Origin of the sequence: Pseudomonas yangonensis (assembly GCF_009932725.1) — a bacterium.
Classification (GTDB): Bacteria; Pseudomonadota; Gammaproteobacteria; order Pseudomonadales; family Pseudomonadaceae; genus Aquipseudomonas; species Aquipseudomonas yangonensis.
In genome coordinates this window covers 167102-190634 of sequence record NZ_BLJU01000003.1, presented here as the reverse complement: position 1 = coordinate 190634, position 23533 = coordinate 167102, and the positions used below count along the sequence as shown (strand labels likewise).

Below are 23533 nucleotides of genomic sequence, written 5' to 3'. Positions count from 1 at the left end.
GGTTAGAAGCATTTTTGACCGCTTAACTTATTGATTTATAAGGATTTTTTAAAATATTGAGATTGGCATGAGCGCTGCAAAATCAGTCATGTAAGCCCCGACTGACCTGCTGATGGAGAAGCGTCATGAATATCTTCCGACTGAGCCTGTTTTGCGTCGCTGCATCGCTGGTCAACGGGGCTTACGCCAAGGATTTCACGGGTTCGGCTGGCGCCACCGCCAAGACCGCCGAATTCACCATCGCCAATACGCCGGTATGGGAGTCTCGTGTCGCTACGCAGCCCGCTGGCTCCGTCGAGCTGCGTAAGCGGGGCGTCCACAGTGTCGGTGACGAGGCCAATTGGTTGCGCATTTCCGATGATGGCGACACCGATACCGCCAATCGCGAGCGCCCTGCCAATACCACCCCGCGCTGGGTGTTCTGACCGACAAGGAGTCCTGCCATGTCCAGAAGTGCCATTGTGTTGTTGATCATGACCCTGTCGAGCCTGGCCGCGCTTTGGCTGAGCCCGAGCCTGGAAGAAGGCTTCGCCCTCGTGCTCAAGGGGGCCAGTGTCGTTTTCGGCCTGGGCTTTCTGGTGGCTCTGATGGCCGGTCGCCGTATCAAGTTCGACCCGGTCCTGCGCTGAGTCTGTTCAGCTCCGGGCCAAGAGAACGCCGCGATTACCGCGGCGTTTTTTATTGTTCGGGCGAACAGCCTGGTGCTGCCAGGCGTCGACGTCAGACCGGCAGGCTGAAGTAGAAGTTGGAACCTTCGCCTGGGCGTGAGTGGACGCCGAGTTGGCCGCCATGCAGCTGCGCGATCTCCCGTGCCAGCGCCAGACCCAGGCCGACGCCGCCCTTGCGTCTGCCGACCTGAACGAAAGGTTCGAAAATACGTGTCTGCTGTTCGAAGGGGATACCTTCGCCTTCGTCCTGCACACTGACGATTACCTGCTCACCATGCCGGCGTGCCTGCAGGCGCACCTCGTCGCCCGGATTGCTGTAACGCAAGGCGTTGTCGGTCAGGTTGTCGATAAGTCGTTCCAGCTGAGCGGCATCGAGGTTGAGGTGCGGCAGCGGTTCATGGATCTCGCAGACCATCGAGACCTCGCGTTCAGCGGCCTTTGCGGCGAAACGATGCGGCGTCTGCTGAATCATCTCGGCCAGGTCGCAAGGGCGGCGCTGAAGGGTTTGCACGCCGTTCTGGTAGCGCGAGAAGTTCAGGAGATCGTCAATCAGCTGCACCAGACGATACATCTCTTCATCCACGGTACGTATCAGCTCCTGCTCGCGGCCTCCCGGCGGCAGCTTCAGACGCTCGCGCAGCAGGCTGAATGCCATGTGCATGCCGGTAATCGGCGTACGTAGCTCATGGGATGCGCGCAGGATGAACTCGCTGCGCACGCGCTCGAAGGTGCGCTGCTTGGTGACATCGCGCAGCACCATCACGGCCCCTACGCTGCCGCCCTCACTGACCTGCACAGGCGTCAGCGTCCAAGCCAGCAGGCGGGTTTCACCGTCGCGTTCGATCTGCAGGTCGGCCGGTGGCTCACGTAGCAGCTCGCCTGCGAGTACCAGGCGCAGCGCCTCGTCCACGGCATGGCCCGGTAGAAGTGGCCCGATGGGTTGGTCAAGAATCTCGGCATGCCAGGACAGCTGGCGCATCGCAACCGGGTTGGCGTGCTCGATGCGGCCTTGCGCGTCGAGTATCACCATCCCGTCGTCGATGCTGTCGAGCACCGCCTTAAGTCGCCCTTCGCTATTGAGCAGCTGTTTGAGGTTGCTCGAGTGGTATTCGCGCAGCGCTTCGGTCATCAGGCCAAAACGGCGGCTCAGCACGGCCAGCTCCACCACCGGTGATACCGGCAGCACGACGTCGTATGTGCCCTGGCCGATCTGGTCGGCGGCTCGTGCCAGCATGTCGATGGGTGCACCGAAGCGGCGGGCGATGCCGTGCGCAGTGAGGACGCCAATGGCCAGCACCGCCAGGCCGATCAGCACCAGTAGTCCGGCAATCAGCTGCGACCGCTCACCAGCCCTGTGTTCGGCTGCGATCACCCAGGCGACGACCTGGTCCTGTTGGTCCAACAGATGGTTGCGCAGGCGCTGAAACGCTTCGGTAAAGGGTTTGTGCTTGGCCAGGTTGTAAGGCGTCTGACCAGGCGGCATCGCGTTGCTGGCCACCTGTTCCATTTCGTCGTAAAGCTCTGCCGCCCGCTCCAGGCCTTTTGCATAGTCCTTACCGAGGTTGGCGCTGAAGCCTTCCTCGAATGTTGCGCGAAATGACTGGCGGATCGTCTCCAGGCGCTGTGCATCAGGCTGTACATCGATCAGGACGATCAGCTCGTCACCCAGATGCTGACGCAGCTTCTGGCCAATTCGTACGGCGTCGAAGCCCCGCTGAATCAGCTCGCTCTGGCTGCGTGCCATCTGCGTCACGCTGAACAGGCCGAGCAGCAACCCCAGCAGGGCGACAGTGATCAGCGCCGAGATGCTGAGGAACAGGCGCGTGCGCAGCTTCATCGACAGCTTCATGGTGGCCCCATGGTCAGAGGTTGTACTGTTTGCGTTTGCGGTAGAGGGTCGAGGTGTCGATACCCAGTGTCCTGGCCGCCATGTCGAGAGTGCTGCTGCTGGCCAGCACCGCAGCGATATGGGCCTTTTCCAGTTCTTCGAGGCTCATCGGCGCGCCGACCCGCACGGTGCTGCTTGGGGCTTCGCCGCCTCCGCCGAGCCCCAGGTGCGCTATCTCCACGGTCTCCTGTTGGCAGATGATGCTGGCCCGCTCGATGACGTTACGCAGTTCGCGGATATTGCCCGGCCAGTGATACGCCTGCAGCGCGGCTGCCGCTTCAGGACTAAAGGCACACGCCGGGCGGCCATAGTCGCTGACGAAACGGGCGAGAAAGCGTTCGGCCAGGGACATCACGTCCTCATGGCGCTCGCGCAATGCCGGCAGCTTGAGGGTGATGACATTGAGGCGATAGAGCAGGTCCTCGCGGAACTTGCCTTCGCGCACCATTTCGTCGAGGTCCAGATTGGTGGCGGCGACGATACGCACATCGGCGCGACGCGTGACCGGATCGCCCACACGCTCGTATTCCTTGTCCTGGATGAAGCGCAGCAGCTTGGGTTGCAGGGTCAACGGGAAATCGCCGATCTCGTCGAGGAACAGGGTGCCGCCATCGGCCTGGCTGACCCGCCCCTGAGTGCTTTCGCTGGCTCCGGTGAAGGAGCCTTTGGCGTGGCCGAACAGCTCGCTTTCCATCAGCTCGGCGGTCAGCGACGGGCAGTTGATGGTCACGCAGGTGCGCTTGGCGCGGCGGCTCCAGCCGTGAATGGCGCGGGCCAGCTCGCCCTTGCCGGTACCGGACTCGCCGAGGATGAGGATGTTGGCGTCGGTAGCAGCGACCTGGCGTGCGGTTTCCAGGATCGACATCATTGCCGGGCTGTGCGAGTCGAGTCCGTCCTTGGCCTTGCGCACCTCGCCCTCCAAGGCTTCCAGGCGCGCGGCCAGGGTGCGGACCTCCAGCTGCTTGGCGGCTGCCAGGCGCAGTTGATCCGGGGTACAGGGCTTGACCAGGTAATCGGCAGCGCCGGCCTGGATGGCATCGACCGCAGTGTCCACGGCCGAGTGAGCGGTGACGATGACCACGCGCATCCATGGTGCCTGGATGCGCATCTGCGCCAGCAGATCGAGGCCGTTATCCTCGCCCAGGCGCAGGTCCAGAAAACACAGGTCGAACACCTGTCGCTGCAGCAGTGCTTCGGCCTGCGCCGCACTGCTGGCGCCCGCGACGTCATAGCCTTCATCTTCAAGGCAGTAGCGGAAAGTACGCAGGATTGCCGCTTCGTCATCCACCAGCAGAATACGCCCGCTGGTCTGCTCTGCTACTGCCATGTATGTGCTCCGTCTTGCTGGTCAATGCAGCTTAGTCAGATAAAAACCGTGCAAGTTGCACGGCCTGCTCGCGCCGATACTGCACCCTGCATGCAGGCAGGGTGCCTTTATTGTGATTAAGTGATTGTTTTTAAAAGACTTTATCTGTGTTCTTGGCTGGCATAAAGCTTGCGATATTCCTTATGTAGTCTCACGAACAGGAGTGAACTTATGCCCCCGTTCAAACCTTTGATGCTTGCCGCCAGCACTGCGTTGCTGCTCGGTCTTACACCGCTTGCCAGTCAGGCCGCCGAGGGCGCGCTGGCTTCGCAGCTGGATGCTGCACGCCAGGAAGGCTCGATCTGGACGGCCTTCGCGCTAAACCGTCATCTCAACCCGTTCAAGCTCAAGATTGACGTGGACGATGGTGTGGCCACTCTCGGTGGCAAGGTCGAGAACGACGTGCAGAAGGAGCTCGCCGAGCAGGTGGCGCTGAGCATAGAGGGCATCGACTCGGTGGACAATCGCATCGAAGTCGGCAGCGATGCCGTCGAAGGTAACCCACCCGGGATGGTGCAGCGTCTCGAGGACGCCAGCCTCGCCGCCACGGTGAAATCCAAGCTGCTATGGAACAGCAACACCCGCGGCCTGGACATTCAGGTCAAGAGCGAAACCGGCAACATCACCTTGAGTGGTCATGCACAAACCCCAGCGGCCAAGGAGTTGGCGGGCCAGCTGGCAGCCAATACCGATGGCGTGCGCGAAGTGTTCAATCACCTCAGCATCAGCACCGCGGACAGCAGTAGCAGCGAAGTGCAAACCACCCTCGACGAAGCGCGCGAGGACATCAGCGACGGCTGGATCACCAGCAAGGTCAAGGCCAGTTTCCTCTACAGCCGCAACCTGGATGCCATGAACATTTCGGTGAACACCGACGATGGTCTGGTCAGTCTGCGCGGCAGCGTACTGAGCAGCGCCGAGAAGCGTCTGGCGGTCGAAATCGCCCGCAACATTCGCGGTGTGCGTGGCGTCGATGCAGACGCGTTGCGCATCAGCAGTTGAATTCCGAGCAATCTCGGCCGCAGGAGCGGCCGACAACCCGCAAGTCCCATCGCCAAGGAGAGAATCCATGAGCAGCAAGACCGCACAACTCAATGAACTGATCGAAATTACCCGTGACGGCAAGCGCTTCTACGAGCATGCCCACGAGGAGGTCAAGGATATCCGCCTGCAGGCGTTGTTCCGTGACATGGTGCGCGCCAAGACCCAGGTGATCGACGCGCTGAGCGTCAAGGTTGCGGCCAATCAGAGCGAACCGGCCGCCGGCGGCACCATGCTCGGCAAGTTGCGTCAGTTCTACGCCGACACCCGCGCGACCTTGGCCAAGGACGAAGACGCCACCTATGTGGCGCAGCTGGAGGAGGCGGAAGACCGCATCCTGCATGCCTTCGAAGACGCGCTGGAAAGTGCCGATCAGGATGTTCGGGTACTGCTGGCGGTGGAAATGCCCAAGGTGCGTGCCTGCCATGAGCGCATGCGTGCGCTGAAGCAGAACATGCAGTAATAGCTGCTGCGCTGTTCCGAGCCCCTGCACGCAAGGCGTGCGGGGGCTTTTTTGTTGCGCAGATCTGACTGGCAATTAAGTGTGTGCTGCCGATGGCTTGGCCTACTTACGGGACCGCGAGCTCGCGAAATATCCGGAAGATCAAAGTGGGTAGCGTTTGGCTTTTGCTCTTGAAGCGCGATCTCACAAGCGACGCCCAAGTCCCCTTCAGGAGGCCGAGTGGAATCGCCGTGGAAGGGGTTGAGCGACATGGATGTCGCGAGAGCCGTGATGGGCCAGGGATGGCCCTTCACGGCGTGCCCCTGGAGCGGTGATGGAGCGAGGGAACCCCGGCGCAGCCGGGGCCGGATGGTGGGGTGCCCTTCTCTTTGGTTACTTTCTCTTGGGCAAGCAAGAGCTACGAAGCGCAGCGAAGTAACAGCCGCAGGCTGACCCGAAGGGTGAGCGCAGCGAATCAAGTGACTCGCCCGTGAGGGGCGAAAGCAAGACGAAAGATCGACACGCCAATGATCTTTGCCCGGATATAAATAGCGCAAAAGAACACACAAACTTGCCAGCCCGGTATCAACCCGCCTTTCACCAAAGCGCCTTTCGCTGCCAAAGCGAAACGTCACCGGCGTTCATTTAACTGTCACATTCGTTTCATACAGTGTTCACGTGGCCTACAGATACTTGGGCCCGTTCCATCCAACACAACACAATCTGCTAGGAGCAAGGCATGAAACTGAAGCGTTTGATGGCGGCCCTGACTTTCGCCGCCGCTGGCGTAAGCGCCGTATCTGCTGTAGCCGCCGTCGACCCGGCTCTGCCGACCTATGAAAAGACTTCCGGTGTATCGGGTAACCTGTCCAGCGTCGGCTCCGACTCGCTGGCCAACCTGATGACCCTGTGGGCCGAAGAGTTCAAGAAGAACTACCCCAACGTCAACATCCAGATCCAGGCTGCTGGTTCCTCTACCGCGCCACCCGCTCTGACCGAAGGCACCGCCAACATGGGCCCGATGAGCCGTCCGATGAAGGACAGCGAAATCCAGGCCTTCGAAGAGAAGTACGGCTACAAGCCGACCGCCGTTCCGGTTGCCATCGACGCCCTGGCCGTGTTCGTGCACAAGGACAACCCGATCAAGTCGCTGTCGATCGAGCAGGTCGATGCCATCTTCTCCAGCACCCGTCTGTGCGGTTACGACAAGGACATCAAGACCTGGGGTGACCTCGGTCTGACCGGCGAGTGGGCAAGCAAGCCGCTGCAGCTGTTCGGCCGTAACTCGGTATCCGGCACTTACGGTTACTTCAAGGAAGAAGCCCTGTGCAAAGGCGACTTCAAATCCAACGTCAACGAGCAGCCGGGTTCGGCTTCCGTGGTGCAATCGATTTCCAGCACCCTGAACGCCATCGGCTATTCGGGTATCGGCTACCGCACTTCCAGCGTGCGCGCCGTTCCGCTGTCGAAGAAGGGTGGTGAAGCGTTCGAAGCTTCGGAAGAGAACGCCCTGGCTGGCAAGTTCCCGCTGGCTCGCTTCTTCTACGTCTACGTGAACAAGGCGCCGAACCAGCCGCTGAGCCCGCTGGACGCCGAGTTCATCAAGCTGGTGCTGTCCAAGCAAGGTCAGGACGTGGTGATGAAGGATGGCTACATCCCGCTGCCGTCCAAGGTCGCCGAGAAAGCGATGAAGGAGCTGGGCCTGTAAGGCTGTCAGCATGATGGCCTGGTTCTAGCCGGGCCATTACGCGAACCCGCTGCCCTCATGGGCAGCGGGCTTCGTCGTGTCAGCAGACTGTAATTTTTCTGTCATACAAGCCCGCTAAATTGGCACGCCTGGGCAGCCGTATGCGCTGCAATCAAGCCCGCGCAGAGACTTCTCGCATGAATGACTTGGCAAACGAATCCATGAACCGTTCGCAGAACCCGCTGGGGATCGACTTCAATACGCCCGCCCTGCAGCGCAAGCGCCGTCTGCGCGCATTGAAGGATCGTATGGCGCGCTGGTACGTCTCCGTCGGTGGTCTGGCGGTACTCGGCGCCATCACCCTGATCTTCTTTTATCTCGCCCACGTTGTGCTGCCCATGTTCCAGGGGGCCGAACTGGAGTCGCGCAAGGCTCAGCAACCCGCCTGGCTTGCCGAGGCGCAAGCGCCACTGATGCTTGCGGTAGAAGAGCAGAACCAGGTCGCCATGCGCCTGGATACCGCCGGTGTGGTGCAGTTTTTCGAACTCAAGAACGGTGAGGCGCTGCAACGCCTGCAGCTGCCGCTGCCGGAAGGGGTCAGCGTTGCTTCCGTCGGTCAGGATCAGCCCGGCAGCCGCCGTGTGGTGCTGGGTCTGTCCAACGGCCAGGCGCTGGTGATCCAGCACAACTACAAGGTCAGCTATCCGGACAACGTGCGCACCATCGCGCCGCAGATCGAATACCCCTACGGCGAGACGCCGATCGAGGTCGACCCGCAGGGGCGTCCGCTCGAGCATGTAGCCGTCAACCTCAATAGCGGCACGCTGATGCTGGCCGGCTCTACCGGCAGCGACCTGCACCTGATCAGCCTCGGCCGCGAGGAAAATCTGTTCACCGGCGAGGTGAGCGTCAGCGAAGAGCGCATCAACCTGCCGCAGATCGGTGAGCCGATCAACCAGCTGATTCTCGATCCGCGCCAACTCTGGTTGTACGTCCTCAACGGCGACTCCAATGCCGACGTCTTCGACCTGCGCAAGCGCGCGCTCAACGGTCGTTACGAGCTGCTCAAGGACGCCGGCAATCGCGTTACCAGTGCAACCAGCCTGCTGGGCGGTATCTCCATCATGATCGGCGATGCCAAAGGCGGCATTCAGCAGTGGTTCATGGTGCGCGACAAGGATGGCAAGTCCACCTTCCAGTCGATTCGCAGCTTCCAGCTGGGCAGCGGTGCGGTCACTCAGATCCTGCCCGAGGAGCGCCGCAAGGGCTTCATGGCGCTCGATGAAAATGGCCTGCTGGGCGTCTATCACAGCACCGCGCACCGCACGCTGCTGAAGGAGCAGGTGGCTGAAGGCAACGCCGTCGCCGCCCTGTCGCCGCGCGCCACCCGCGTGCTGGTCGAGTCGGACGGCAAGTTGCAGCGTTTCGTGGTCGACAACCCGCACCCGGAAATTTCCTGGAGCTCGCTGTGGGGCAAGGTCTGGTACGAAAGCTACCCGGAGCCTGACTACGTCTGGCAGTCGACCTCCGCCAACACCGATTTCGAAGCCAAGCTGAGCCTCTCGCCGCTGGCCTTCGGCACCCTGAAGGCCGCCTTCTATGCCATGCTTCTGGCCGCGCCGCTGGCTGTGGCTGCGGCGATCTACACCGCCTATTTCATGGCGCCGCGCATGCGCACCAAGGTCAAGCCGGTGATCGAGCTGATGGAGGCGCTGCCGACGGTGATCCTCGGCTTCTTCGCCGGTCTGTTCCTCGCGCCGTTTTTGGAGAACCATCTACCCGGCATCTTCAGCCTGCTGCTGCTGACGCCGGTGGGCATTCTGCTGTTCGGTTTCCTCTGGACCAAGTTGCCTGAGTCGGTGCGCCACCGCGTGCCCGAAGGCTGGGAAGCGGCATTGCTGATTCCGGTCGTGGTCGCCGTGGGCTGGTTCTCCATCGCGATCAGCGGTCACCTGGAAAACTGGCTGTTCGCCGGCAACATGCGCCTGTGGCTGTCCAACGACCTGGGGATTCCCTTCGACCAGCGCAACGCGCTGGTGGTGGGCCTGGCGATGGGTTTCGCGGTAATCCCGAACATCTATTCGATTGCCGAAGATGCCGTGTTCAGCGTGCCCAAGAGCCTGACGTTCGGCTCCCTGGCGCTCGGCGCCACGCCCTGGCAGACCCTGACCCGCGTGGTGATTCTCACCGCCAGCCCGGGCATCTTCTCCGCGCTGATGATCGGCATGGGCCGCGCCGTGGGCGAGACCATGATCGTGCTGATGGCCACCGGCAACACGCCGATCATGGACATCAACATCTTTGAAGGCATGCGCACCCTGGCTGCCAACGTCGCGGTGGAAATGCCCGAGTCGGAAGTCGGCGGCACCCATTATCGCGTGCTGTTCCTCGCCGCGATGGTGCTGCTGCTGTTCACCTTCGTGATGAACACCCTGGCCGAGCTGATCCGTCAGCGCCTGCGCACCAAGTATTCGAGTCTGTAAAGCATGGCCTGCACAGCAGGCCCAACTGATGACCCTCTCCCGTTTATGGGAGAGGGTGCCCGCAGGGCGGGAGAGGGTTGTGTGAAATCACGAGCCTTCTCCCCCGGCCCCTCTCCCGCAAGCGGGAGAGGGGAGGTAAAGAATGATTTCATTCAAGGTGTGATGCCGTGAAACAGAACAACCTGAAATCCTGGTACAAGAGCGGCGCCCCGGGCGTGTGGATGAGTGGTGGCGCGGTGGCCATCGCCATCATCATGACCCTCGGCCTGCTGGCGGTGATCGCCACGCGCGGCCTGGGCCACTTCTGGCCGGCGGATATCATCGAGGCCGATTATCAGATTCCGGGCCAGGAAGCCCGGGTCATGCTGGGAGAGGTGGTGCAGGTCGAGGAAGTGCCGCGTGCGCGCCTGGCCGCCGCTGGCCTGCCGGTGGCCGAAGAGGGCGGAGAATTCATGACCCGCGAGCTGCTCAAGGTGGGTAACCGCGAGCTGTTCGGTGCGGACTTCACCTGGGTGGTCGGCGAATGGCTGAGCAACCTGCGCAAGCCTGCGGAAATTACCGTGCTGGAGCGCCGCGAGTGGGGCAACTTCTACGGCAACCTGGTCAACGTCAAGGAAAGCGGCCAGATCGTGGCCGAGGGCGATGCCGCCTGGTCGGCCCTGCAGGAGCGCCTGGATCGTGTCGACGACCTGCATGCACAGCTGGTGCGCCTGGAGAAGAAGGACATCGGGCGGATCAACCATGGTCTCGAGCGCATCCGCTTGGAAGGCCGCAAACTGCAGCTGCAGGGCAAGCTGGACGCCGCTGCGCAGGCTGACATGGACGCTCGCCGTGATGCCCTGAACGCCGAGTACAAGGTGCTCGAAGAACGCATGGTGGCGCTGACCCAGCAGATCAACCGCGACAGCGTGACCCTGAGCGCCAGTGATGGCCGGCAGACCGAGATCGCTCTGGGCAAGATCGTCCGCGCCTTCCGTCCGAACGCCATGGGTACTGTCGACAAGCTCGGCTTCTACGCCATGAAGCTGTGGGAATTCGTCAGCGACGAGCCGCGTGAGGCCAACACCGAAGGCGGTATCTTCCCGGCCATCTTCGGTACCGTGCTGATGGTCATGCTGATGGCGGTGATCGTCACCCCGTTCGGCGTGATCGCCGCGGTATACCTGCGTGAATACGCGCATCAGGGCGCGCTGACTCGTGTGATCCGCATCGCGGTTAACAACCTGGCCGGCGTGCCTTCGATCGTCTACGGCGTGTTCGGCCTGGGCTTCTTCGTCTACGTGCTGGGTGGCTCGATCGACCAGCTGTTCTTCCCCGAGTCCGCACCGGCACCGACCTTCGGTACGCCTGGCCTGATGTGGGCTTCGCTGACTTTGGCGATCCTGACTCTGCCGGTGGTAATTGTTGCCACCGAGGAAGGCCTTGCACGTATTCCGCGCGCCGTGCGCGAAGGTTCGCTGGCACTCGGCGCGACCAAGGCCGAAACACTGTGGAAAGTGGTCATTCCGATGGCCAGCCCGGCGATGATGACCGGCCTGATCCTGGCCGTGGCGCGTGCCGCCGGCGAGGTGGCGCCGCTGATGCTGGTGGGTGTGGTCAAGCTGGCGCCGACCCTGCCGCTCAACGGCAACTACCCTTACCTGCACCTGGATCAGAAGATCATGCACCTGGGCTTCCACATCTACGACGTCGGCTTCCAGAGCCCCAACGTCGAGGCCGCACGCCCGCTGGTTTATGCCACGGCGCTGCTGCTGGTGATCGTGATCGCCCTGCTCAACCTGACCGCGGTCTATATCCGTAACCACCTGCGCGAGAAGTACAAGGCGCTGGATCACTAACGCAGCTACGAGTGGCGCACCGCCGGTGCGCAGCTTGCAGCTTGTAGCTACGAACGGAGTGAGTTTATGCAACACGAAACCCATACCCACGGTATCGATCTGGCCGCCCTCGGCCGCGACAAGCAGAGCCTGAGCCTGGCCGACGAAACCACGGCCATCGAAGTGCCGGGCCTGAACCTGTTCTACGGTCAGAAGCAGGCGCTGTTCGATGTCAGGATGGACATCCCCAAACAGCGCGTGACCGCCTTCATCGGCCCGTCCGGCTGCGGCAAGTCGACCTTGCTGCGTACCTTCAACCGCATGAACGACCTGGTCGACGGTTGCCGTGTGGAAGGTGAGATCAACATCGACGGGCGCAACATCTACCGCAAGGGCGAGGACGTGGCCGAGCTGCGTCGTCGTGTCGGCATGGTGTTCCAGAAGCCCAACCCCTTCCCCAAGAGCATCTACGAGAACGTGGTGTATGGCCTGCGCATCCAGGGCATCAACAGCAAGCGCGTGCTCGACGAGGCGGTGGAGTGGGCGCTGAAGAGCGCAGCGCTGTGGGACGAGGTCAAGGACCGTCTGCATGACTCGGCCCTCGGCCTGTCCGGCGGTCAGCAGCAGCGTCTGGTGATCGCCCGCACCGTGGCCGTGCAGCCGGAAGTGCTGCTGCTCGACGAACCCTGCTCGGCGCTAGACCCGATCTCCACGCTGAAGGTCGAAGAGCTGATCTACGAGCTCAAGAGCAAGTACACCATCGTCATCGTTACTCACAACATGCAGCAGGCGGCGCGCGTTTCCGACTACACCGCCTTCATGTACATGGGCAAGCTGATCGAGTTCGGTGACACCGACACCCTGTTCACCAACCCGGCCAAGAAGCAGACTGAAGACTACATCACCGGTCGTTACGGCTAAGGCCATGCCAGAGGGCGCTGGACTGCGTCGGCGGAACCGGTACTGTCTGCGTTCCGCCTCCTTGCCCAGCACCCTCTGCCAAAGCCCATCCCTTAACAACCAGTAGGGTGCGCCGTGCGCACCATGGCCATTCAAGCTGGCAGCTTTCGCGGAGCGAAACATGATCAACAAAGACAACCTTACCCAGCACATCTCCCAGCAATTCAACGCCGAACTGGAAGAAGTGCGCAGCCATCTGCTGGCCATGGGCGGTCTGGTGGAAAAGCAGGTCAACGACGCCGTCACCGCGCTGATCGAGGCCGACTCCGGCCTGGCCCAGCAGGTGCGCGAGATCGATGACCAGATCAATCAGATGGAGCGCAACATCGACGAGGAGTGCGTGCGCATCCTCGCCCGTCGCCAGCCGGCGGCTTCCGACCTGCGCCTGATCATCAGCATCTCCAAGTCGGTGATCGACCTCGAGCGCATCGGCGATGAGTCGACCAAGATCGCCAAGCGCGCCATCCAGCTTTGCGAAGAGGGCGAGTCGCCGCGTGGCTACGTCGAGGTCCGTCATATCGGTGACCAGGTACGCAGGATGGTGCAGGAGGCGCTGGATGCCTTCGCCCGTTTCGACGCCGACCTGGCCCTGTCGGTGGCGCAGTACGACAAGACCGTCGACCGCGAGTACAAGACCGCACTGCGCGAGCTGGTCACCTTCATGATGGAAGATCCGCGTTCGATCTCCCGCGTGCTCAACGTGATCTGGGCGCTGCGCTCGCTGGAGCGTATCGGCGATCATGCACGCAACATCGCTGAACTGGTGATCTACCTGGTACGTGGCACCGACGTGCGCCATATCGGCCTGACGCGCATGCGCGAAGAGGTCGAAGGCAAATCCAAGGGCTGAGGCCGGCTTGATGTTGACGGCCCGGGGCTTCCCGGGCCGTTTCGTTTGCGCGATTTGTTGTGCGTCCGGCGTTTTCCGTTGGCCTTAGGCCACTGGCCATGACTATGCTTACTGCCATTCGTACAGGAGTAACCGATGAGCAAAGTCAGTGTGCTGGTGGTGGATGACGCGACCTTTATCCGTGATCTGGTCAAGAAAGGGCTGCGCGATAACTTCCCCGGCGTACAGATCGAGGAAGCGATCAATGGCCGCAAGGCCCAGCAGATGTTGAGCCGCCAGGTGGTCGACCTGATTCTCTGCGACTGGGAAATGCCGGAGATGTCCGGGCTCGAGCTGCTGACCTGGTGCCGCGAGCAGGACAACCTGAAAACCACGCCCTTCATCATGGTCACCAGCCGTGGCGACAAGGAGAACGTGGTGCAGGCGATTCAGGCCGGTGTTTCCGACTACATCGGCAAGCCCTTCTCCAACGAGCAGTTGGTGACCAAGGTGAAGAAGGCGCTGAGCCGTGCCGGCAAGCTGCAGGCCCTGGCCGCCAGCGCTCCGCCGAAGATGCTCAGCACCGGCGGCTTTGCCAACGATTCGCTGGCTGCGCTGACCGGTGGCAAGGCCGAAGTGGTCAAACCCGGTGCGCAGACGCCGGCACCTGCCGCCGCACCTGCGGCAAGCGCTGCGCCAGCGCCCACTGCTGCAAGCAAGGCGCCGGCCGGGCGTGGGCAGGGCCAGCTGCGCCTGCCGAACGGCAGCATGGCCTGCGTGATCAAGGCGCTGAGCCTCAAGGAGGCGCTGCTGGTGGTCAAGCGTACCGAGCAGCTGCCTCAGGTTCTGGAGAGTGCGGTGCTCGACCTGGAGCAGGGCGAGGCGGCGGAAACCGCACGCCTCAACGGCTATCTGCATGCCGTAGCGGCCTTCGAGCCCAAGCCCGACAGTGAATGGCTGCAGCTGACCTTCCGTTTCGTCGACCGTGACCCGCAGAAGCTCGACTATCTGTCACGTTTGATCGCCCGCGGTACGGCGCAGAAGCATTTCACCCCAGGCGCCTGATGCAGGCGCCGGCAACCGTCGCGGACGTTTCCATGCGTACGGCTGTGGCCATCAGCCGACCAATGGCGGTGCGCCGGTTCACAGCCTGACGGTCAGTGTCTCGCGCCACTCATGCGGCGCTGCTAGTCTTGCTAACCCGGATATCAAAAAGCCATAAGATCCGAATCGTTATGCTAGGGCGTTTGATCATTTTCTGCAGTCTGCTGGTCCTCTGCGGCCAGGCCGCTGCCTTGACCATCTACAAGTACGTCGACAAGAACGGCGTGGTGACCTACAGCGACCAGGCCGCGCCTGGCGCGCAGGTGTTCGTGTTCAACGATCGCATGGTCGAGCGTCTGGACAACCAGGTAAAGCTGGAAACCCGGAAGCACGAAGCTGGTGAAACCCTGCTGGTTCGCAACGACCTCTATGCCCCGGTGGAAATCGAGTTGAAACTGGAGCAGGTGCAGAACGCCATCGGTGCGCCGGACAAACCGATTCGCTGGGTGCTGCCGCCGCGCAGCAATATCCGTCTGGCCACTCTCACCGCGCAGGATGCATCCAAACCGCTGCGCTACAAGCCGAAGCTGCGTTATGCCCTAGGCGATCCACGGCTGCAGCCGAGTGTTCATCGTTACCCGCTGCCGTGGCGCGGCGGTCCCTTCCGCCAGACTCAGGGCGCCAACGGCACCTACAGCCATTTCACGCCCAAGGGCCGCTACGCGGTGGATATCGCCATGCCCGAGGGTACGCCCATCGTCGCAGCGCGCGGTGGCGTGGTGGTGAAGACCGAGAACCAGCAGAGCGGCCGTGGCAACAACCCGGCCGGCAACTTCGTGCGCATCCTGCATGACGACGGCACCATGGGCGTCTACCTGCACCTGATGAAGGGCTCGGTCAGCGTGCGCGAAGGCCAGCGCGTGGAAACCGGCAGCCTGCTGGCGCGCTCCGGCAACACCGGCAACAGCACCGGCCCGCATCTGCACTTCGTGGTGCAGCGCAACGTCGGTCTGGCCGTCGAATCCATCCCCTTCAACTTCCGTCAGCCGGTCAACAGCCTGCCCAATTTCGCCGTCGGTGGCGAGTAAGCGGCAGGTGTTGGAAGGCTTTAGCTGCGCTTGCCCAAGTCGCGGCTGAAGCCCTCCCGCGGTTCGATGCCGTCTTCCCTGCCCCCCGATTGCGTAGGAGCGGAGTTATCCGCGAGCGGGATTTGCCGTGTCGTGCGCCGTATCGCGGCTGAAGCCGCTCCTACAGGTCGCGGCTGGAGCGCCTTCCTCGATGCCGCCTGCGCCTCGCGGCATCCGGCCAGGCCATTACTGCACTGATTTCCCGCCTTTCACTTAAGCCAGGGCGCTGCTGTGTCGCCTGTGTAAGAAGCACGTCCGCCTTCTGCGCGACGCAGGCGGAAGCAGGCCTTCCGCTCGTCGTTCGTTGCCCTGTGAGCGGAAAGGATCTTTCACCTGGCGGTTAGCTTAAAGCCTTTAATATCAATGGCTTAGTTTGTTGGCACCGCTATTGCTATCACTCAGGAAAACGGGTGTCCGACTATGGCTATCGATTCAGATTACGTTCAAAGCATGGCGACCCAACTGGCCCAGTACGAAGTTCAGGGCCAGTTGGCCAAGGCCAATCGCAACCAGGCAGCATACAAGGCGCAGCTCAGCGCTCTGACGACCCTGGATACCGCGCTGAAAACCTTCAAGAGCGCCGCCAGCGGCCTGAAGCTGGCGGGTAGCAGCATGCTGGTCAACAGCGCCAGCTTCAGCCAGGAGGGTTACGCCAGCGCTACGGTGGGCAGCAAGGCGGTGGCCGGTAGTTACGATTTCTTCGTCCAGCAACTGGCCAGCAAGAGCCAGGTTGCCCTGCAGGGGTTGCAGGACGGTAACCTCGGTAGCGGCAACCTGACCATCGGCCAGGGCAGCGGCTCGTTCAGCATCGATCTCGGCACCGTCGCGACGCTCGACGAACTGGCCAAGGCCATCAACGCCGCCGCCGATAACGAGGGGGTGAAGGCAACACTGGTGCGCAGCAACGGTCAGGTCAACCTGGTACTGACCAGCGAGAAGACCGGTGCCGACCAGGCCATCAGCCTGAATGCCAGCGGCAATGCCGCATTCGAGGGGGCGGTGGCGGGGCGTCAGGAATTGTCCGCAGCCAAGGATGCCATCGTGCGCCTGGGTGGCGAGAGTGGCATCGAGCTGACCAGCACCAGCAACACCTTCGACAACCTCATCGACGGCGTCAGCCTGACCTTCAACAAGGCGCACAAGAGCGGTGATGCACCGCTGACCATGGAAGTCGGCCAGGATCAGAAAGCCACCAAGGAAAAGGCGCAGACCTTCGTCAGCGCCTTCAACGCGCTGATGACCAGTTTCGATTCGCTCACCGCCAGCGGCGGCGAGAGCGGCGGTCGTGGGGTTCTGGCCGGTGATGCCAGCGTGCGTGCCATCGAGGGCATGCTCAATCAGTTGGTGCGCACCTCGTTCGGTGGTGTGAGCCTCACCGAGTTCGGCATCGCCGCCGACCGCAACGGCAAGCTGACCATCGACAACGCGCGCTTCGAGAAGGCCGTGGCGGCCAACCCGGAGGGCTTCGAGAAGCTGTTCACCGACAAGGGCAACCTGCTCGACACGCTGGACAAGAACCTCGCGGCCTACACCAGCAGCGCCGGTGGCCTGCTGACCGACCGCAAGGACAACCTCAATACCCAACTGCGCCGTGTCGATCAGCAGTTCGACAGCATCCAGAAGCAGTACGACTCCTACTACGCCCGCTATCTCCGCCAGTACACCGGTCTCATGCAGACCATGGCGGCGATGGAGCAGACCTACGGAATGTTCTGATGAGTGCCTACAACCTCAACGAAAGTTACGACAGCTATCGCACCGTGGATCTCGAGGCGCGCGCTGCCGCCGCCTCGCCTTACGAACTGGTGCTGGTGCTGTTCGACGGCCTGCTCGACGAGCTGGCCCGCGCCCGTGGCCATATCGAGGCCAAGCGTTACCAGCAGAAGGGTCAGTCGCTGGAGAAATGCCTGAACATCCTCAACGGTCTCAACGGCGCCCTCGATTACGAGAACGGTGGCGAGCTGGTACAGGGCCTGGCGCGGCTCTATGACTACTGCATCTACCGCCTCTCCGACGTCAGCGTCAGCCTGTCGCTGGAAGGCCTGGATGAAGTGGTCGGCCTGCTCGGCGTCCTGCGTGAAGGCTGGGAAGGCGTGAATGCAACGCGCAAGTGAACTGCGCGCGCTGCAGCAGTTGCATGCCCAGCTGGCGCAAGCGCTGGAGCAGGGCGACTGGACGCGAATCGGCGAGATCGACTCGCGGATCCGCACCTGTCTGCAATTGCTGGCCGGGCTGCCGAGCCTGAGCGATGAAGTGCGCGAGGCCAGGGAGCAGCTGCGCCAGTTGCATGGGCAGGCGCGCATCGCCTGCGCCGAGGAATGCGAGCGGGTGCGCCGGCAGTTGCTGACGCATCTGGAATACGCCGAAGGACGCAGTGCCTACATGCGTGTCGATCTGTATCAAGCCGGGAGATAAAGGGTGCTGCAACCGATCAATGCCAACGCTCGGGTCAGCCCGAGTGGCTCCGCCGAGCACACGCTGCCGTCGGGCTTCGCCCAGGCCGGCCGTGCGGGTGATGCGGCTCGGCCGTTCGATCAGCAGATGGCCGTGCAGGGTTTCGCTGCTGCTGGCGCGCAAGCGGTGCACGCCGCGAGCGTGACGCCCGAAGCCATCCACCTCAGCGAAGCGGATGCCGAGCAATGGCTGGCCGGCATGCTCGGTCAGCAGGCGGTGCGTATCGAGGCGCGCGAAGCGCCGGAACCGGTGCAGGAAGAGCAGGTGCTGGACGAGGAGGCCGAGCAGCCCGCAGTGTTGCCTGCCGCGCTCCTCGACCAGGCTCAGGCGCAACCGCGTCAGCAGGCGCTGGGGGATACCTCGCGCGCTGCCAGCGCTGCAGCGCTCGGCCAGCCACCAGCAGCAGTGGCGGAGCCAGTGGCAGTGCCCAGGCCGCTGATGACGGCCGAGGTCGGGGCCCAGACCGCCTCGCCACTGGCGATGGACGAAGGCATCGACCTGAAGGTGTTGGAGCGTCTCCCGAGCAGCACGGACAGCGACAGGGCCGCGACTGGCGGCGCGGCAGCTAACCTGGCTGCGCCTGCGCCAGCAGTGGCCGAGCGGCCGCTCAAGCTGCACGCGCCCCAGGCTCAGTGGGGCGAGCAGATGCTGGCCAGCCTGCGTGAACACGTCGACCTGCAGATCAATCAGCGTATTCAGAACGCCACCATCCGCCTCGATCCGCCGGAGCTGGGCAGCCTGGAAATCTTCCTCAGCCACGAGTCCGGCCGCCTCAGCGTGCAACTGTCCGCGGCCAATGCCGACGTGGCGCGCCTGCTGCAACAGACCAGCGAGCGTCTGCGTCAGGAGCTGGTGGGGCAGAACTTCGTGCAGGTCAACGTACAGGTTTCCGCCGATGCGCAGGGCGGGCGCCAGCAGCAACAGGCGCAGGCTCAGGCCTGGCTCGCCGAAGACGCTGTGGCCGCAGCCGCGGTGCTGCCGAGCGGTGGCGAGCGTAGCGCCACGGAGTCGGCCAGCGATGTGCTGGTCACCGTTTAATTTTTCGTTAGTGAATCGAGAGTAATCATGACAATGCCGCGCATCCTCCTGCTGCTGGTTATCTTCAACACCCTGGTGGTGATCGGCGGCAGCATCTTCAACTACGCCACGCTCAAGTCGATGCAGACCGGCCAGACCGTGCTCGGCATTTCCGCAGGCGCTGGCGGCAGCGAAGCTGAGGAGGCCAAGAGCGAATACCGCTTCTTTCCCATCGAGAAAGTGATCGTCAGCCTGCAGGGTGAGACCCGCGAACATTATTTCGTTCTCGACCTGGTGTTGCAGGCGGACGTGGAAACCGATCCGAAGAAGCTCGAGCAGATCGATCCCATGGTGCGCAATTCGGTGGTCGCGCATCTGTCCTCGATGAGCTTCGAGAAGCTGCGCGGCATGCCCATTCCCGAACTGCAGGGCACCCTGGAGCGGGTGCTGTCCGATGATTTTGCCAGCAAGAAACTGGCGATGCCCTTCGCCAACGTGCTGGTCAGCAAGCTGATCGTCCAGTAGGGCGCAGCACGCGACTGCGCCGGAACCGGAGCCGAGTATTCATGAACGCCAACTGCGCCATCGACTACAGCTATGCCGCCGAACAGGGTGGCGCCGCGCTGTTCGCCCCGGGGGCCGAGCAGAAGTGGCTGTTGCAGTACCTGCCGCTGGTCAAGCGCATCGTCAGCCAGCTGGCGCTGCAGGCCAACCAGGTGCTCGACCGCGAGGACATGGAGCAGATCGGTCTGATGGGGCTGCTCGAGTGCCTGCGCCGCTACGGCACCCCGGATGAGCAGTTCGGGCGTTTCGCCGCATTGCGCATTCGCGGTGCGATTCTCGATGAGCTGCGTCGTCAGGACTGGCGACCGCGCCAGGTGCGTCAGCAGACGCACAGGGTTCGCGATGCCATTCGCCAGCTGGCGCGGCAGCTGGGACGCGTGCCGCAGGAGCAGGAGATTCTCGAGGCGGCCGGGATCAGCGCCAAGGATTATCAGGAGTTTCTCCAGGCCGACGCCTGCGAAGCGATCGAAAGCCTCGATGAACTGCTGCAGAACGGCCACGAGGGTTTCGCCTGCGGCGGCAGTGCGGTCGAGGAACGGGTGCTCAAGGAGCGTTTGCTGACCCAGGCGCTGAGTCAGCTCAGCGAACGCGAGCGGCTGGTGCTGACCCTTTACTACCAACACGAGCTGAGCCTAAAGGAAATCGCCCTGGTGCTGGAGCTGAGCGACGCACGCGTCTGCCAGCTGAGCAAGCAGGCGATCGCCAAGGCCAGCCGTTACCTGAACGAGAGAGGCTAGGGTGCAGAAGTTATTAGGTGCATTGATCATCGTCGCCTGCGTGCTCGGTGGCTACGTCATGGCCCATGGCGAGCTGGCCATGCTGTGGCAGCCGGCCGAGGTGATCATCATCGTCGGTGCCGGTTTCGGCGCGCTGGTGGTGGCCAACCCCAAGGACGTGCTGCTGGAAATGCTGCACCAGATCAAGGGTGTGTTCGTCTACAAGAAGCGCGGCGAGGAGTTCCAGCGCCAGTTGCTGATGATGCTCTACGAACTGCTGGAGATGGTCGACGTCGGTGGCCTCAAGGTGCTCGACGCGCATATCGAAGAGCCGGAGCAGAGTGACCTGTTCGGCAAGTACCCGCTGATCCGTCAGGAAAAGAACCTGATGGCCTTCATTGCCGACAACTTCCGCCTGATGGCCATGGGCAAGATCAGTGCACACGAACTGGAAGGCTTCCTCGAGCAGGAGCTGGAGGCCATGGAGCACGTGCTGATGCAGCCTTCGCGCTCGCTGCACAAGATCGGCGAGGCGATGCCGGGCTTCGGCATCCTCGCGGCGATCCTCGGCATCGTCATCACCATGGGCAATATCGGCGGTTCGGTCGCCGAGATCGGCGCCCACGTGGCGGCGGCGCTGGTCGGCACCTTCCTCGGTATCTTCATGTGCTATTGCGTGATGGAGCCGTTGTCGAGCGCCATGGGTCAGCGCATCAAGACCGAGATGTCGGCGCTCGAGTGCGTGCGTACCACCCTGGTCGCCCACGTCGCCGGCAAGCCCACGCTGCTGGCGGTGGATGCCGGGCGCAAGCTGATCGAACAGGACGTCAAACCGGCGTTCAAGCAGCTGGAAATCTGGGTCAACCGTTACGAAGATGAAAGGGACGCCGCATGAAACCACGCGGCGGTGACGGCCACGAGATCATCATCAAGCGGCGTGGCAAGAAGGGCGGCCACGACGAGCATGGCGGTGCCTGGAAGGTGGCCTTCGCCGATTTCACCATGGCCATGATGGCGCTGTTCATGGTGCTGTGGATCATCCAGCCGCAGACCCAGGACGCCAGCCGCGCCAACGCCGACATGCTGAACAATCCTCTGGTCGATGGAGGCGCCGGTATCTTCGACGGCACCAGCACCACGCCGCTGGAACTCGATGGCGTGCCGGTGCAGGTCGCCCCGCGCCGTGACCCGGAAAACCGCGCGCGTACGCCGCAGGAAGACCCCGGTGCGGCCCTTGGCGAGGGTCAGCCCGGCGAGCCGCGTCGCCCGCACTTCAGCGAGTCGACACAGATGCAGGAGCTGGCCGCGTTGATGAAGGAACTGGCGCTGCAACTCGACGCCGAGGCCAATATCGAAGTGCAGGTGGTGCCTCAGGGCCTGCGTATCCTGATCAAGGACGACGCGCAGCGGTTCATGTTCAACCGCGGCAGTTCCCACCTGAATGCGCATTTCGAAACCCTGCTGCAGCGCCTGGCCGGCATTCTCGGGCGAGTCGACAACCACCTGATCATCAGCGGGCACACCGACTCCATGCCCTATCGCGGCGTAGTCGGCGGTTACAACAACTGGAACCTCTCCGGCGACCGCGCACTACGCGCGCGCAACGTGCTGGTCGAGGCCGGCCTGCCGAGCGGCAACGTGTTGCAGGTGGCGGCCCAGGCCGACCGCATGCCGCTGCTGCCGGGCGATACGCAGAACGGCGCCAATAGACGTATCGAGCTACTGTTGCTGACCAGCCAGGCCGAAGGCCTGTATCGCGAGCTGTTCGGCGAGGCTCAGGTTCGTGCCGAGGTTCGCGCCGAAGGCGTCCAGCTCAGCCTGCCGGAGTCCTGAGCTATGGCGCGTTCCGCCTTACGGATTGCGGGCCTGGCAGTACACCTGCCGGGTTTCCAGCGCATAGAGGCAGCCATCGACGCTGGTCAGGCGAATGGTCGATCCCTTGTGTCGGCCGTAGAGCAGATTGAACACCAGCTCGTCGTCGATTTCACTGGCCAGCCCGGTGACCTGGCCGTCTTCGACACGCAATCGATAATTGCCGAGGAAGCCATAGTCCACCACGCCCGAGGTTTCCAGAATGCTGTCGCCCTGCCGGGTCATGGCGTAGAAGCGACCGTTGCTGACCCGCAGGCTGTGGCTGATGTCCAGCACCTGCCCGTTGCTCAGCTGCACCTGGCCGGTGGACTGGTAGCGTCCGTCGAGTTCGCTGCTGGAGATGAAGCTCGCCCACATGGCCAGCATACCCAGCAGCATGGCCAGGGCCGTAGCGACCATGCCCAGCAACCACACACCGCTGATGCCGCGCTCTCTGGCCAGGCTCATGGCAGGCACCTGCGTAGCTGGGCGTCGGCCACCTGACTCAGCTGGCTTTCGTGCAGCATCAGCGAGCGTGCGTCGCCGCTGGGCTGCAGACACAGCAGTTCATAGAAGCCGCCATGCAGACGCAGCACCAGGGTCGCAGGCTTGCTGGCCAGTAGCGCAAGTTGGCTGGTCAGGCCGTGAGTCTGCAAAATCAGCTGCTGCAGGCGTTGCGAGTCCTGATCGATGTAGTGCACGTGCAGCGAGCCGAGATTCATTTCGCTGCTGTGCAGGTCCTTGGGTTGGCTGATCTGGTGCAGCGTCGTGAACAAGATAATCCCGGCGATACCGAAAACGCTCAGCAGAATCAGCCAGGATGCGCGCTGCCGACTGTGGCGACGCAAAAAGGCGGACGGCGGCGCCGGTGTATCCGCCGGTTCGCTGACTGCGCCGATATCGTCGATGCTCGGTGGGTAGACCAGATAGTTGGGGTTGAGCAGATAGCCGCGGCGCGGCAGAGTCTGGATGATTTCCCTGCTCTTCTCATCGCCCAATATCTGGCGCAGGGTGTAGATCTGCTGATTGAGGCTGCCCTGCCCGACCACCCGATCGGCCCAGGCATGATTCATCAGCTCGTCGCGTGACACCACCTCGCCGGGCTCCTGCAGCAGGCGTTCGAGCAGGCGGCTACCGGAATAGCCCAGGTCGATCTTCTCCTCGATGCCACTTTTGACCAGGGTCAGCTGATACAGCGCCGGGTAGAAGTGTGCATAGCAATCACTGCGCCCGGTCCTGATGATCAGGCAGGCAATCGTGCTTCCCGGCTCGGCGAGCGGCGTTTCGGAGCTGGAATTCATGCGTTCCTTGAGGCGAGCGGTGCTTCCGACTGGAAAGTCCGGACGATAAATGGGTCGGCATTCTGGCGTCAGGAAAATGCTGTGGCAAGTCTTGTGCCACAGCCTGATTGCAGTTGTAGGACAACGAGTAAACTCGTTCAAGGCTGATAGCAGCCACGCAGCCAATTAAATGGGCACGATCAACGAGAATCGGGAAAGTGATTCGATCATGCCGAACCACCGTCACGGATGATCGATTGGCGCGAGATCTGGCGATGGTCCGAGCGACCATGCAGAAC

At 62.6% G+C, this 23533-nt stretch carries 23 protein-coding genes; 19 read left to right on the top strand and 4 right to left on the bottom strand.

The annotated features are described in order from the left end of the window. Nucleotides 1–125 precede the first annotated feature (125 nt). Both GYB81_RS06475 and GYB81_RS06470 read left to right on the top strand, forming a co-directional pair. On the top strand, nucleotides 126–425 hold the full coding sequence (locus GYB81_RS06475; RefSeq protein WP_161864117.1) for a hypothetical protein: 300 nt from the start codon (nucleotides 126–128) through the stop codon (nucleotides 423–425). A gap of 18 nt (nucleotides 426–443) precedes the next feature. After that, the gene (locus GYB81_RS06470; RefSeq protein ID WP_161864116.1) at nucleotides 444–629 is read left to right on the top strand and encodes a PA3371 family protein; all 186 of its coding nucleotides are present in this window, start codon (nucleotides 444–446) and stop codon (nucleotides 627–629) included. A 91-nt stretch (nucleotides 630–720) separates the two neighbouring features. Here the strand turns inward: GYB81_RS06470 and GYB81_RS06465 are convergent, their stop codons facing one another. Together GYB81_RS06465 and algB are read right to left on the bottom strand one after the other, a co-directional pair. Next, nucleotides 721–2517 (bottom strand): ATP-binding protein, encoded by a 1797-nt coding sequence (locus GYB81_RS06465; RefSeq protein ID WP_161864115.1) that lies wholly within the window; start codon nucleotides 2515–2517, stop codon nucleotides 721–723. 13 nt (nucleotides 2518–2530) lie between these two features. Further along, nucleotides 2531–3883: a sigma-54-dependent response regulator transcription factor AlgB gene (gene algB, locus GYB81_RS06460; RefSeq protein ID WP_161864114.1), complete on the bottom strand. Its 1353-nt coding sequence runs from the start codon at nucleotides 3881–3883 to the stop codon at nucleotides 2531–2533. A 210-nt stretch (nucleotides 3884–4093) separates the two neighbouring features. On the opposite strand from algB, the gene GYB81_RS06455 reads away from it, so the two are divergent. The 17 genes from GYB81_RS06455 (at nucleotide 4094) to GYB81_RS06375 (ending at nucleotide 21936) form a co-directional block, all read left to right on the top strand. Continuing rightward, nucleotides 4094–4924: a BON domain-containing protein gene (locus GYB81_RS06455; protein WP_161864113.1), complete on the top strand. Its 831-nt coding sequence runs from the start codon at nucleotides 4094–4096 to the stop codon at nucleotides 4922–4924. Nucleotides 4925–4991: 67 nt separating this feature from the next. Next, complete coding sequence (locus GYB81_RS06450; protein ID WP_161864112.1) at nucleotides 4992–5426, top strand: ferritin-like domain-containing protein; 435 nt, start codon at nucleotides 4992–4994, stop codon at nucleotides 5424–5426. Between the two features lie 718 nt (nucleotides 5427–6144). Beyond that, the gene (locus tag GYB81_RS06445; protein WP_161864111.1) at nucleotides 6145–7113 is read left to right on the top strand and encodes a PstS family phosphate ABC transporter substrate-binding protein; all 969 of its coding nucleotides are present in this window, start codon (nucleotides 6145–6147) and stop codon (nucleotides 7111–7113) included. Nucleotides 7114–7289: 176 nt separating this feature from the next. Next, nucleotides 7290–9575, top strand: a complete 2286-nt coding sequence (locus GYB81_RS06440; protein WP_161864110.1) for an ABC transporter permease family protein — start codon at nucleotides 7290–7292, stop codon at nucleotides 9573–9575. 221 nt (nucleotides 9576–9796) lie between these two features. Further along, nucleotides 9797–11413: a phosphate ABC transporter permease PstA gene (gene pstA / locus GYB81_RS06435; protein WP_178101751.1), complete on the top strand. Its 1617-nt coding sequence runs from the start codon at nucleotides 9797–9799 to the stop codon at nucleotides 11411–11413. Between the two features lie 66 nt (nucleotides 11414–11479). Beyond that, nucleotides 11480–12313 (top strand): phosphate ABC transporter ATP-binding protein PstB, encoded by an 834-nt coding sequence (pstB, locus tag GYB81_RS06430; RefSeq protein ID WP_161864108.1) that lies wholly within the window; start codon nucleotides 11480–11482, stop codon nucleotides 12311–12313. A 160-nt stretch (nucleotides 12314–12473) separates the two neighbouring features. Further along, nucleotides 12474–13202: a phosphate signaling complex protein PhoU gene (gene phoU, locus GYB81_RS06425; protein WP_161864107.1), complete on the top strand. Its 729-nt coding sequence runs from the start codon at nucleotides 12474–12476 to the stop codon at nucleotides 13200–13202. Nucleotides 13203–13337: 135 nt separating this feature from the next. Beyond that, entirely contained in the window at nucleotides 13338–14246 is a 909-nt protein-coding gene (locus GYB81_RS06420) for a response regulator (RefSeq protein WP_161864106.1), read from the top strand. A 170-nt stretch (nucleotides 14247–14416) separates the two neighbouring features. After that, a complete protein-coding gene (locus GYB81_RS06415) occupies nucleotides 14417–15313 on the top strand; it encodes a peptidoglycan DD-metalloendopeptidase family protein (RefSeq protein ID WP_161864105.1) in 897 nt (298 codons plus the stop codon). A gap of 459 nt (nucleotides 15314–15772) precedes the next feature. Beyond that, complete coding sequence (gene fliD / locus GYB81_RS06410; protein WP_161864104.1) at nucleotides 15773–17068, top strand: flagellar filament capping protein FliD; 1296 nt, start codon at nucleotides 15773–15775, stop codon at nucleotides 17066–17068. Then, the gene (fliS, locus tag GYB81_RS06405; protein ID WP_106737774.1) at nucleotides 17068–17466 is read left to right on the top strand and encodes a flagellar export chaperone FliS; all 399 of its coding nucleotides are present in this window, start codon (nucleotides 17068–17070) and stop codon (nucleotides 17464–17466) included. The genes fliD and fliS overlap by 1 nt, the downstream gene beginning before the upstream one ends. Next, nucleotides 17450–17767: a hypothetical protein gene (locus GYB81_RS06400; protein WP_161864103.1), complete on the top strand. Its 318-nt coding sequence runs from the start codon at nucleotides 17450–17452 to the stop codon at nucleotides 17765–17767. The genes fliS and GYB81_RS06400 overlap by 17 nt, the downstream gene beginning before the upstream one ends. A 3-nt stretch (nucleotides 17768–17770) precedes the next feature. Continuing rightward, nucleotides 17771–18844 carry a flagellar hook-length control protein FliK gene (locus GYB81_RS06395; RefSeq protein WP_161864102.1) on the top strand — a complete coding sequence of 358 codons (1074 nt, stop codon included), beginning with the start codon at nucleotides 17771–17773 and terminating at the stop codon, nucleotides 18842–18844. A gap of 27 nt (nucleotides 18845–18871) precedes the next feature. Continuing rightward, the gene (locus tag GYB81_RS06390; protein WP_161864101.1) at nucleotides 18872–19348 is read left to right on the top strand and encodes a flagellar basal body-associated FliL family protein; all 477 of its coding nucleotides are present in this window, start codon (nucleotides 18872–18874) and stop codon (nucleotides 19346–19348) included. 41 nt (nucleotides 19349–19389) lie between these two features. Then, nucleotides 19390–20124, top strand: a complete 735-nt coding sequence (locus GYB81_RS06385; protein WP_161864100.1) for a FliA/WhiG family RNA polymerase sigma factor — start codon at nucleotides 19390–19392, stop codon at nucleotides 20122–20124. 1 nt (nucleotide 20125) lies between these two features. After that, the gene (gene motA, locus GYB81_RS06380) at nucleotides 20126–20998 is read left to right on the top strand and encodes a flagellar motor stator protein MotA (RefSeq protein WP_161864099.1); all 873 of its coding nucleotides are present in this window, start codon (nucleotides 20126–20128) and stop codon (nucleotides 20996–20998) included. Further along, nucleotides 20995–21936, top strand: coding sequence for a flagellar motor protein MotB (locus GYB81_RS06375; protein WP_161864098.1), 942 nt, complete (start codon nucleotides 20995–20997; stop codon nucleotides 21934–21936). Before motA ends, GYB81_RS06375 begins: the two co-directional genes overlap by 4 nt. Before the next feature lie 18 nt (nucleotides 21937–21954). Here GYB81_RS06375 and GYB81_RS06370 read toward each other — a convergent pair whose 3' ends face one another. After that, nucleotides 21955–22422: a hypothetical protein gene (locus tag GYB81_RS06370; RefSeq protein WP_161864097.1), complete on the bottom strand. Its 468-nt coding sequence runs from the start codon at nucleotides 22420–22422 to the stop codon at nucleotides 21955–21957. Beyond that, the gene (locus GYB81_RS06365) at nucleotides 22419–23255 is read right to left on the bottom strand and encodes a winged helix-turn-helix domain-containing protein (protein ID WP_161864096.1); all 837 of its coding nucleotides are present in this window, start codon (nucleotides 23253–23255) and stop codon (nucleotides 22419–22421) included. Before GYB81_RS06365 ends, GYB81_RS06370 begins: the two co-directional genes overlap by 4 nt. Nucleotides 23256–23533: the final 278 nt, after the last annotated feature.